At 69.0% G+C, this 11,649-nt stretch carries 6 protein-coding genes; 1 reads left to right on the top strand and 5 read right to left on the bottom strand.

Features of this window, described 5'->3' with window-relative positions:
* The first annotated feature begins 437 nt into the window (after nucleotides 1-437).
* Entirely contained in the window at nucleotides 438-1,598 is a 1,161-nt protein-coding gene (locus F4562_RS23505; RefSeq protein WP_184541119.1) for a pectinesterase family protein, read from the top strand.
* 51 nt (nucleotides 1,599-1,649) lie between these two features.
* On the opposite strand, the gene F4562_RS23500 is transcribed toward F4562_RS23505, so the two are convergent.
* The 5 genes from F4562_RS23500 to F4562_RS36440 form a co-directional block, all read right to left on the bottom strand.
* A complete protein-coding gene (locus tag F4562_RS23500; RefSeq protein WP_184541120.1) occupies nucleotides 1,650-5,075 on the bottom strand; it encodes a leucine-rich repeat domain-containing protein in 3,426 nt (1,141 codons plus the stop codon).
* 252 nt (nucleotides 5,076-5,327) lie between these two features.
* The gene (locus F4562_RS23495) at nucleotides 5,328-7,766 is read right to left on the bottom strand and encodes a DUF4132 domain-containing protein (protein ID WP_184541121.1); all 2,439 of its coding nucleotides are present in this window, start codon (nucleotides 7,764-7,766) and stop codon (nucleotides 5,328-5,330) included.
* 1 nt (nucleotide 7,767) lies between these two features.
* Nucleotides 7,768-8,163 (bottom strand): hypothetical protein, encoded by a 396-nt coding sequence (locus tag F4562_RS23490; protein ID WP_184541122.1) that lies wholly within the window; start codon nucleotides 8,161-8,163, stop codon nucleotides 7,768-7,770.
* A gap of 1,821 nt (nucleotides 8,164-9,984) precedes the next feature.
* A complete protein-coding gene (locus tag F4562_RS34305) occupies nucleotides 9,985-10,563 on the bottom strand; it encodes a DNA-processing protein DprA (protein WP_221206782.1) in 579 nt (192 codons plus the stop codon).
* Nucleotides 10,454-10,903, bottom strand: a complete 450-nt coding sequence (locus tag F4562_RS36440) for a hypothetical protein (RefSeq protein ID WP_221206895.1) — start codon at nucleotides 10,901-10,903, stop codon at nucleotides 10,454-10,456. Before F4562_RS36440 ends, F4562_RS34305 begins: the two co-directional genes overlap by 110 nt.
* Nucleotides 10,904-11,649: the final 746 nt, after the last annotated feature.

The following is an 11,649-nucleotide window of genomic DNA, read 5'->3' as shown; positions in this document are numbered from 1 at the left end:
CCCCCCGGCCCCTGCGACAGGTTAATCATCGGCGCCTCCGCCGAACAACCCTCGACATTCCGAAATACGAGAAACACCTGATACGGTCCGAGCAGCGCCATATTAAAGAGTTCACAAAAACCGCCGGAGCGTCCCGAAAAGGTAGACCCGATCGCCTCGCACGGGATACGCGGTCATCAGACCTCACCCTTTTCGGCCCGCCTGTAAAGCGGTATCACGGAGCGAGGGATTTTCCGGGCGGGAAGCCGGACCCATCGCCCCGAATCCGGCCCCGGTCCACCACATCTTCCTGGTTTCAGGTTCCGCCGCGTCACTCCGGTTTCCGGTTACCTACCGGGTGGCGGATTCCCACTGTTGACACCACCGCCAGGTTTATCTAACTTCCAGGTGTTCTTATATGTGAAACCTTTCCGCATATGTGACACGGGAGTGTGACCATGTCGCCCCAGAGCCCGTTGTTCGGCCGGCGTCAGGTGCTGGCCGGAGCCGCGACCACGGCCCTCGGCCTCGCGCTCGTCCCGGCCACCGGAGCGGCGGCCGGAGCGGCGGCCGGGACCGCCCACCGGCGTCCCTTCGGGCGGTACGGGTCACCGCTCCGCAGGCTGAACGAGCGCACCCTGTACGTCGACGCCCAGGGCCGGGGCGACCACACCACCGTCCAGGCGGCCGTCACCGCGACGCCGGACGCCCCGGAGCAGGGCTGGACCCTGGTGATCGCGGCCGGGACCTACCGCGAGACGGTCCTGGTGCCCCAGGCCAAGACCGGCCTGACCTTCGTCGGCGCCACCCGGGACGCCCGCGACGTCGTCATCGTCTTCGACAACGCCGCCGGGACGCCCAAGCCCGGCGGCGGCACGTACGGCACCAGCGGCAGCGCCACCACCACGGTCCAGGCCGACGGCTTCACCGCCTCCCACGTGACCTTCGCCAACGACTGGCTGCGCGCCGACCACCCGGAGATCACCGGGACGCAGGCCGTCGCCGCGAAGATCATGGGTGACCGCTCCGCCTTCTGGTCCTGCCGCTTCCTGGGCCACCAGGACACGCTGTACGCCGACACCCGCGCTCTCACCTCGTTCGCCCGGCAGTACTACCGCGACTGCCACATCGAGGGCGACGTCGACTTCGTCTTCGGCCGCGCCACCGCCGTCTTCGACCGGTGCGAACTGCGCGCGCTGCCCCGGGACGTGACGTTCAGGCCCTACGGGTACGTGTTCGCGCCGAGCACCGCCGGCGCCAACCCGCACGGCTACCTGGCGAGCAGGTGCCGCGTCACCGGTGACGTCCCCGACGGCTCCTACGGCCTCGCCCGCCCCTGGCGACCGAGCAGCGACCCCACCGCCGTCCCGATGCTGACCGTACGCGAGACCCGGATCGGCCCCGCGATCGACACCGCCGCGCCGTACGTGAACATGAGCTCCGGCTACCCCTGGCAGGAGGCCAGGTTCGGCGAGTACCGCAACTCCGGTCCGGGAGCCGCGATCCCCGTCCCCGAGAACAGGCCCCAGCTGACCGCCGAGCAGGCCGCCGAGCGAACCGTCCGGACCCACCTCGGCGACTGGACGCCGTCGCCGGCCGGCACGCACCCGTTCGGGTGAGACGGCCCCAGGGGTGAGACGGGCTCCGCAGCGCGGGCCGACCGGGGCAGGTCACCCGTGCGGCGTCTCGATCCAGAGCCGGGCCGTCCCGGCGGCGTCGGCGGCGGCCAGCAGATGCCCGGCGGGATGGAAGGCCAGCGACGTGACGGCACCGGGATGCCCGATGAGGGGAGCGCCGACGGGTTCGCCGGTGGGCAGGTCCCAGAACCGTATCGTTCCGTCACCGTGGCCGGTGGCGAGCAACCGGCCGCCGGGATGGAAGACCGCCGCCTCGACGCCGCCGCACTGCCGGTCGGTGGCGAGGGTGCCGACCCGTTCACCGGTGAACGGGTCCCACAGCCGCACCTCGTCGGCGTCGCCGGTAACGGTGGCGGTGGCGGTGGCGAGCAGATGGCCGTCGGGGTGGAAGACCACCGTGCCGGGCCTGCTCCCCGGCTCGTAGCCGGTGCGGATGGGCACGCAGGCGGGTTCCCCGGTGAACGGGTCCCACAACCGCACCGTGCCGTCGTCCTCGGTGACGGCCAGCCATCGGCCGCCGGGGTGGAAGGTGATCTTTCGGATCCCCCGGCTCATGGGGAGGCCGTCGACGAGCTCACCGGTGTCCACGTCCCACAGCCACACGATGTCGATGTGATCAGCCCAGATGAGGTCGGTGGTGGCGAGCAACCGGCCGCCGGGCTGGAATGCGATCCGTACGGAGACGTGGGGAACGTGGCCGGCGAGGGGTGCTCCGATGGGCTCGCCGGTGACCAGGTCCGACAACCGCACCGTTCCACCGGTCTCGTCGCTGTAGGCGGTCGCGAGCACTCGGCCGCCGGGGTGGAAGGCCACCGCCTCGGCACGCCCGACAGGGGGCACGGTGACGGGTGCGCCGGTGGCCGGATCCCAGAGCCACACCGTGCGGCTGTCGATCACGGCGGCGAGCAGGTGGCCGTCGGGGTGGAAGGCCAGTCCGCGGACGCTCTCCCCATGGTGGACCAGTGGCGCGCCGACCGGTGCGGCGACGAGGGTCCACTGCTGCACGTCGGTGTCGAAGTGACTGCCCGTGGCCAGGACGTGGCCGCCGGGATGGAACGCCACCGTACGGACGTGGTCGGGCTGGTCGTACAGGCCCGAGTACAGGGCCTGGTGGGAGCCGGTGACCGGGTCCCACAGCTGCAACCGGTAGTTGAGGTACCGCCAGTGCTTGCCGCCGACGGCGAGCAGCCGGCCGTCGGGATGGAAGGCCATCGCCCAGATCTCCTCGCAGGGAGACTCGAACGGGTCGGCGACGGGCTCACCGCTGCCTACGTCCCACAGCCGCACCGTGCGGACCTGGTGCGGCCGGAGCGGGTCGTTGACGGCGGCGGCGAGCCAGGTGGCGTCAGGGTTGAGGGTCGCCAGGACGATCTCTCCGGCCTGTCCGGTCAAGGGACGGGTGACGGACTCGCCGGTGTCCAGGTCGTGCAGCCGCACCACCGCACCGGCACTGCCGGTGCCGTCACCGTCTTCGCCGGCGCCGTCTTCGCCATCGCCCTCGATGCCGTCGGTGGCGGTGCCGTCAGTGCCGTCGACGCCGGCGGTGACCAGCACCCGCCCGCCCGGGCGGAAGGCCAACGCCCACACCTCTTTCCTGGGACAGGCGAACGGGTCCGCGGCGAGGGCCCCGGTGGCCGGGTCCCACACCCGCACGGTGCCGTCGGAGCAGGCCGCGGCCAGCAGGTGCCCCTCGTGGTCGAAGGCGATCCGCCGGACACCACCCTCGTACAGGACGGGAACCGCACCGGCCGGGTCGCCGGTGACCGGGTTCCACAACCGGATCGTCCAGCCGTCGGCGCTGGCCAGCAGGTGGCCGTGCGGGTGGAAGGCCAGCCCGGTGACGAAGCCGCCGTGTCCGGTCAGCGCGGCGGTGACGGGTTCGCCGGTGACCGGGTCCCACAGCCACACCTCCCCCTCGTCGTTCCCGGTGGCCAGCAGGCGGTCGTCGGGGTGGTAGGCGATCGCGTAGACGGCGCCGCAATGGCGGATGTGCCTGCCGGGAAAGTACTCGTGGCCGCCGGCGTCGGGCACCCTCGGCCCGTCGGGGACCTCGTAACGGCCGATGGCCGGATCCCACAACCACAGCGCCGGGTCCCGTGAACGGTCGCCGCGGCCGGTGACCGGGTCGCCGCCCACCGGCCGGTACAGGCCCTCTGCCACCGCCCGCTCCGGGGAGACCTCGTAGGCGGCCTCCCACACCGGCCGCACCGCCTCGGCCTGCCCGCCCAGCACCCGCACCACCTGCTCCACCTGCGGCCAGCTGGGCAGGATGCGGCAGTGCAGCACCGTGTGCACCGTGGCCGGACCGACCGCGTCCTCCCCCAGGCGCTCGTTGATCCGCACCGCCAGGTCGTGCAGGCTCGGCCGGCCCGCTTCGCGGTGCAGCTCCCGCAACCAGGTGCTCAGCGCACGCAACGCGGCCTGCGCGGGCGACAGGTCCCGGCGCCGCTCGGGCAACGCGGTCAGCCGGTTGCCTTGCACGTTGAGCCAGGTCAGCCGGGGAAGCCCGCCCAACGACTCCGGCAGGGCGGTGATCTCGTTGTCCCGCAGATCGAGCTTTTCGAGGCCGGTGAGGCGACCCATCGAGCCGGGTAGCGTGGTCAACCGGTTACCACCCAGATACAGCCGGATCAGGGCGGCGAGGTTCCCCACCGACTCGGGCAGCTCCGTCAGCCGGTTGTCGTTCAAGTTCAGGTCGATGAGGGCGGTGAGGCCGCCCAACGACTCCGGCAGGGCGGCGAGCCGGTTTCCGCCCAGGTCCAGGTCGGTGAGAGCGGTGAGGCCGCCCAGCGACTCGGGCAGGGCGGTGATCTGGTTGTCCCGCAGGTCGAGCTTTGCGAGGCGGGCGAGGTCGCCCAGCGACCCGGGCAGCACGGTCAGCCGGTTGTTCCGCAGTTGCAGTGTGCTGAGATTCGTGAGGCCGCCCAGCGACTCGGGCAGGGCCGTCAACCGGTTGTCATGGAGTTCGAGCCTGTGGAGGCTGCCGAGGCCGCCCAGCGATTCGGGCAGGGCGGTCAGCCGGTTGTCCCACAGTTCGAGTCTCTTAAGACGGGTGAGATCGCCCACCGAGTCGGGCAGGGTGGTCAGCAGGTTGCGGTACAGGTAGAGCCAGGCCAGGCTCCTGAGGCCGCCCAGCGACTCGGGCAGGGCGGTCAACCGGTTGCCGTGCAGGTAGAGCGTGTCGAGGCGGTCGAGGTTGCCCAGCGACTCCGGAAGGGCGACCAGCCGGTTGTCCTGCAGATCGAGCCGCTCCAGAGCGGTGAGGTTTCCCAGCGACTCCGGCAGAGTCGTCAGCCGATTTTCCCGCAGATCGAGCTTTTCGAGGTGGGTCAGGTCGCCGATGGAGTCGGGCAGCGTCTCCAGGCCCAGCCCGCCAAGGCCGAGCTCGGTCGACCCCTCCCGCAGACACTCGGCGATCCGCGCATCAGCGGTCGCCCGACCGTTCCCCGAACCCGCCACGATCTCTCTCCTCGGCGTCTTTCATATGCTGGACCGGCCTTCCCGCCTCGCGTCGCACCGGATGTGGAGGCCGAGAACGAGGGTAGAGATCGGAACTGGCGAACGGCTTGTCGTTCGTTTGAGGGGGCTTGGTCGGTCCGACCGGCCCCTCCACAGCGGGCGGCGACGCCACGCGGCGGTCTCGTCGGCGAGTCGTATGACCCCCCTCCTCGCGAGCCGGGGGAGCACCCCGGGGAGACCGCCGCGGCCCTTTCAGCCGCCGAGCTGGCGGGTGATCGACGGGTCGGTGATCGTCGTGTCGGCGGCGAGCAGGAACGCCTTGGACAGGATGACCGACAGCATGCCGCCGTCCTCCTCGAAGGGCAGGAAGACGGACGCGGCGTCACGGTCGTGGGTCGGGACGATGCACAGGTAGGCGTCGTTGGGCTCCATCAGGATGTTGCCCGACCCCAGGTGGATCCGGTAGGTGCGCAGGTCGCCGCGGACCCGCAGGAACCGGTCGGTCAGTTCCGCCCGGCCGGCGATCCTCAGCCGGGGCAGCAGCCGGGCGAGCGCGTCGCGCCGGGTCTTTGCGGTCTCGGTGAGTTCGCCGAACCCGTAGGAGTGCCAGTAGTCCTCGTGCCCGCCGGTCGCCTGCTCGTCGAGACCGACCGAGGTGACGCCCACGGCCAGGTCGGCGTCGCGCAGCACCTCCGACAGCACCAGCGGTGGCACCTCGGTCAGCGGCACGCCCTCGCGATAGGCGTGGTCGTAGCGGCTGAGCGTGTTCCCGGCGGGGTGGAAGGCGATCTGCTCGGTGGCGCAGAAGGAGGCGGTGCCCCAGCCGTCGGTGCCCGGATCGCCGACCACGTGCATGCCCCAGCGGGCCTGCCAGCCGGACAGCTCCTTGACGGCGTCGCCCTGGTCGCCTCCGCACTCGTAGTCCCAGTGGCCGATCGACAGGTCGGTCCAGCCGCGCTGGTTCAGCAGGGCCTTGGCCTGGCCGTAGCGCAGCACGTGCCCGGCGAACCGGTTGGAGAAGGTGCCGGTGCGTTCCTCGGCGGGGGTCAGCAGGTAGACCTCGCGGAACGCCTGCTTGTACGGCTGGCGGATCCCGTGCTCCAGCAGGTGGTCGCGCCAGGCCCGCACGTCCTCGGCCGCCTCGCGGATCGGGTGCCAGAGCAGGACCGGGGTGTCGGGGGACGGCTGGATGCGGCGTCCCCGCGGGTCGGTGAGCTCCCAGCCGCCGGCGGTCCGGACGGGGATCCCGGCCGGGCCCTGGAGGATCTGCCAGATGAAGTTGCGGGCGTACCGGCCGGTGACCGGGTGGTCGAGGAAGAACTCCTCCACCTGGTGCCAGCGCCACATGCGTTCTTCGGCCAGTGCCCGCTCCAGCCGGAACCGCTCGGCCGGCAGGGCCTGCCTGAGTTCCTTGAGCGTGGTCTTGAGCTCGGCCAGCGCCGGGTCCTTGCGGATCGCCTGCGGGGCCGCCTTGACGGTCTTTCCGGCGGCGTTGACGAACCGCAGCGCGCTGCCGTCGGCACACAGCCGTACGAGGCAGTCGCCGATCCTCTCCTCCCGGACCCCGTCCGGGCCGAGCCCGAAGGTGGGCACGGTGCGGTCCAGCAGCTGCTCGCGGGTCAGGCCCGCCTGGTCGGCAACCGCGTCGAGGGTGCGCGCCACGCCCGCCAGCACGGTCTTCTTGCGGACCTTGACCTGGATCCGGGCCAGCGGCGCGACCGCGTCCAGCCCGCCGCGGCGGGCCAGGACGCCGACGGCGGCGTTGGCGAGCTTCTCGCTGCGGCAGTTGGCTCCCGACCCGCCGATCCCGACACCGCAGGTCAGGGCGACGTCACCGAGGAGCGAGGCCACCCACGGCTCATCGATCAGCTCGCACGTCCACACCATGCCGCGCACGGGTACGGCGGTGCGCTCGTGCAGGAAGACGGTCTCAGCCCAACCGTGGCCGTTCTCGACGGGCTTCTCCCGGTGGGCCGCGACCCGGGTGAGGATCTCGCGGACGAGACCGGCGGCCTCGGGCGTCAGCAGTATCCGAGCGGTCTTCAGCCACCTGTCGCTGGGCTTGGCGGACCGGGCGGTGTTCCAGTGGTGCAGCAGCGGCAGGACGGCGGGGCCGGCCAAGCGCGGGCCGTACTCCTCGGCGAGCATGCGGGCGAAGGAGTCACAGTTCCAGATCACGTTGCGGATCAGGGCGGCCGGGCCGTTCTCGGCGGGTTCGGTCAGCACCTCCTCCAACTGCTCGTGCACGGCTTCCCAGACCGGCCGGTGGTACCGGCGGAACCACTCCGGTGTCCCCTCCAGGACACGGCGGCGGTCGGCGTAGTCCAGGCGCCGGACCGCGGCGAGCGGGATCCGGTACAGCTCCGGGTAGTTGGTGTGCCTCCAGGTCATCAGCGCGTGGGCGGCCGACCAGAGGAACCTGACGTCCTGGACCGTCCAGGGGATGCCGGTCTCGGCGACGGAGCGGGTCAGGCGCAGGACACGCTCGTCGTGATCGTGGCCCCCGTCCGTGCCCAGGCTGAGCCGCATCTGTGCCCAGCGGCCGAACAACCGCAGGTCGTCGTCCTCGCCGGGGAGCCGCCGTCCCTCGGCGAAGGCCGTGTCGAAGCGGGCGAAGACGTCGCGGGCCGGCAGGTCGACCTGGCGGATGACGTGGTCGTGAGCGCATGGGAAGTCGGCGAGGACACCCATGTCAGCCCCCGACCAGCGGGACGAGCTTGATGAACGACACCACCGGGTCACCGGTCAGGTCGATCACCTCGGACAGGTCCTCGATCTGCCGCTCCCCGATCAGCAGCACGAAACCGTTGCGCTGGAACGCCCGCTCCGCGACGTCCGCCTGCTTCTCCCAGTCGATCCGCCGCCTGGCACCGCCCATCCGGTAGCCGTTCAGCTCAGCCTCGGCGTCCGACGGGCGGACCAGGCCGGTGAACCGGGAAGAGGGGTCGGCGTTGTGGCGGGCGACCTCCTCACGGACGCGAAGCCGCACCAGTTCTCGGGCGGAGATGCTCTCCGGCAGGTCGGGGAGGGTGAACTCCTCTATCGGTCTTCCCGTCGCGGTCTCGTCCCGGAAGGTGACTGTCGCCATGCCGCAGCTCCACAAATCTCGGAATCATTGTGGTGGCCATCGATATCAGCCGAGTCCGACAGAAATATGGCGCCGACCTGCAGCTTTCCTCCGAGAGCCGACCAGGCCGACCGCGGCGAGAACGATGTGGTTCGGAAACGCCACCCGCAGAGCCTCCGGTAGCCATCATCCCGAAGCGGAGGACGGCAGAACAGAGGACGGCGGTACGCATGATCGTTCGCGGACATGTCGGCGTCACGACGCCTTCACGAGAGAAGTGCCCGCGAACCGGCTCGTACAGACCCCGGAAGGGTCCGCTCTCCCCAGGACCAAGGGCACTTTTCTCGTGGGTGATCGAGTTTTCCGAGATCCGCGCGAAAAATCGAGGTCAACCGGATTCAGCGGGACGGCAGAGCGTGGCCGAGCTTTTTAAGGTCATGTTCCGGCATTGCCAGTGCGAACGACCCCCTTCCACGCCAACGGCGGACGACCACCACACCGTGCCATACCCGGTCTGCTGCCCGCCGCCATTCGAGGAGCACGGCTCCCGGGCGCCAGTCAGCGTCGAGCCACACAAGACACCGTCGGTACTGGGGACTGCTGACGTATCGCTCGGAGCACATCGGGCAGACGGCGTAAGCCTGACACGCCTGGCGGAGCTCGACGGGGACGACATCGAGATCATGCCCGAGCCTCCGGGTCAGTTCGAGCGTCCGGAGCAGAGCCTCGCACGTGAGAGAGGTGTGGAAAGCGGACTTCCGCGCACCCCCGGGGACGATGTAAGCCGTTCCCCAGGAACTGGGCCTCAGCACGTGACTGTCGTAAAGCTCCGCGTTGGGGTTCCGCGGCGCCTGGGAGTCGAACCGGCGAGTGAATTTACGCACCATCGTCACACCTTTCGTAGATGTTGCGACTTGCTTCATTCGCAGCGATGCCGCCGCCACATGCAACGGTTCGCGATGCCGAACGGTTTCGAAGAGACAGGGTGCGTCAACGTGCGGTGGCGCCGACGCGAACCGGGCTGTCAATCTGCTCTGGGAGGCGTTATGGCAGGCCATGACACGGGAAGACGATTTCGAAGGGCTGCTTTCCTCCGGGATGTCTCATCGCGCGGGCAGCTCCATGATCGCATTAAGACTATAACCCCGACCCCCAGTACTTGCGCAAGTCATTTAATGCGGTTACAGCGGGAGACAGATCTCACACAATCGGTGGCCCAAGAAGAGCACCCGGCCTGGATCGCTCTATCCTGGCAGCAGGATCGTCACCGTCCGCGCAGCGAGCAATGATTCCACCCTCAGCCGAATTGCCACGGACGAGCGGGTGGGTCTATCGATTCACAGTCCCCGGAAGGCGCTGCCCACCCGCGGCCCAGCGACCATTGTTCGTTCTACCCGACCACCCAGCGGCGCATGAGTTCTCGCGTACCCCCTGTCAATACTCGCAGGGGATGCTCACCCGACCGGTTCTTGGTGCTGGACACGACCGCCGCATGGCTCCAGCCGGCGACGCCGGTCGCTCGGGAAACGCAGCCGAGATGCTCCTGGACGAAGAGCAGAAGAAGACTGAGGAGAACGGTCTGGCTTCTCAGTGAGGGGATCGCGCCTTGTAAGCGATGAGATTGTGCGCGTGCTGTGCCCCCTTTATCGCGTAGGAGACGGGCACCACGACGTCGGCGACCCGTGACCCCGCCGGCTCCACATGCCGCTCACACGGGTGGCACCGGCTCCAGCCGGGGTTCATGCGACCTCGGCACACATGACAGACAGAAAGCGAGGGACCAAGGGGATTGCGAAGATAAAGGGCCTGCTGAGCGGCTCTGCACGAACGGAATGCCAGGGATCAGCCGGTTTCGACAAGGTAGGCGGTCTCCGGAAGCGCATCAGGGCCGGTGTGCAGATCCGAGATCGATTGCTCCACCACCGAAAGTAGCTCTTCGAGGCTGGAAGCCACGTAAACTCCGGGCTTCTCCGCATATTCTCGCGTCCAGTCGTGCTCCAGGAGCTGATCGGGCATCACGACGGAGCGGCCGTGCTCCAGAGCCAGACGGGCTTGGATACGTGCACCGCTCTTCCAAGGCGCCTCCACCACCACCGGGGCCGCCGCGTAACCGCTCATCACCGCGTTGCGCATCGGGAAGCTCTGCTTGACAGGCGGGGCATCCGGCCAGAACTGACTGATCACCGCGCCTTCGTGAGCAATCCACTGCTGCAACGTCCGGTTCTCGCCCGGGTAGAAACGGTTGATGCCCGTCCCGATGACAGCCGCGGTCCGGCCACCCGCTTCGAGTGCCGCTCTGTGCGCGGCGGTGTCAATGCCCTTGGCGAGGCCGCTGACCACGGTCACCTTGTGCAGGGCCAGTTCTCTCGCCACGATGGACGCGGTCCGAAGACCCTGCTCGCTCGCCTGCCGTGTGCCCACGACGGCTATCGCGCGGGTCCTCGATGAGGGCGCCTCGCGAGAATAGCAGCGGGGGCATCTGGTGGATGCTGCGCAACTGACTCGGGTAATCGTTGTCGAAACAGGCGTGGATGCCGATGCCCGCCACCTCCCAGGCGGCCAGGGATTCGGCGGCCCGCGCGACGGCGGACACCACGGGATCCGTCTCGGGGAACAACGCGTCCTGAGGCCGGAGTTCTCTCTCAAGCACGGTCACCGCACTACCGGTCCCAAGCACGTCGAGCGCGATGTCCTGCCACTTGGCGCCAGGACGCTGCAACAACGCCACGAGTGCGGCGCGTTCACGCAGTTCCTGGAGCATGTCCCCGATGCTATCGAGGCAGCAGGAGCATCCCCAGGGACTTGATGTATCGGATTCCAAAAATCGAACTGTTCGAATCAGTGGACACCCGGCCCGCTCCGCAAGAGGACATCGCCGGAGCCGCGAACGACACGAGCCCGGCGGCCTCGCAGGCCTTCCGAGAGCGACGACCTACGACGTGGCCGTCATGTCAAGGTGCTGGAGGAAGGCTCCGGTGTCCCGTTCGGCCAGATGCGGCACGACGAAAGCTCCTAGATTCAGCACGTCGCCGTTGCCGGTTGCCGTGATCGGGAGCAGGAAGTCATCAGGCTTGGGACGGGCAGTGAGCCTTTTTCATCCTCGTTCCACGGACGGTGATGGCCTTGCACATGTCCCGGTTTGGCCACGGCCCGACCGGTGCTCCCCCGCCGACCCAGGCGTTCGACACCATGCACCGCATGCACGAGTCGAGCATCGGAACGTGGTCCTGCGCGAGCCCCACGACCCGTGATAACGCAGCCTCCAGTTCCGCTGTCGCATTCGCCGCCACAACGCACAAGAGTTACACACGGGATATAAGGCGATCAAGATTATCCATTCGCGCCGGTTAAATATGAGATTAAGGTCGAGGCATATCATCAATCGCCGACTCCGGCTCCGGGGTGTGCGGGTCGATGAATCCGGGATACACGGGCCCATGAACCAGCTCGCCCGCGGATTCGCATAGCGGATTCGCACCACCCCTTTCTAATATGGCCGTGGGGGAC

It is taken from the genome of Streptosporangium becharense, assembly GCF_014204985.1.
GTDB classification, from domain to species: Bacteria; Actinomycetota; Actinomycetes; order Streptosporangiales; family Streptosporangiaceae; genus Streptosporangium; species Streptosporangium becharense.
Note: the sequence above shows the minus strand (reverse complement) of the source record. Positions and strands in the feature narration are given on the sequence as shown.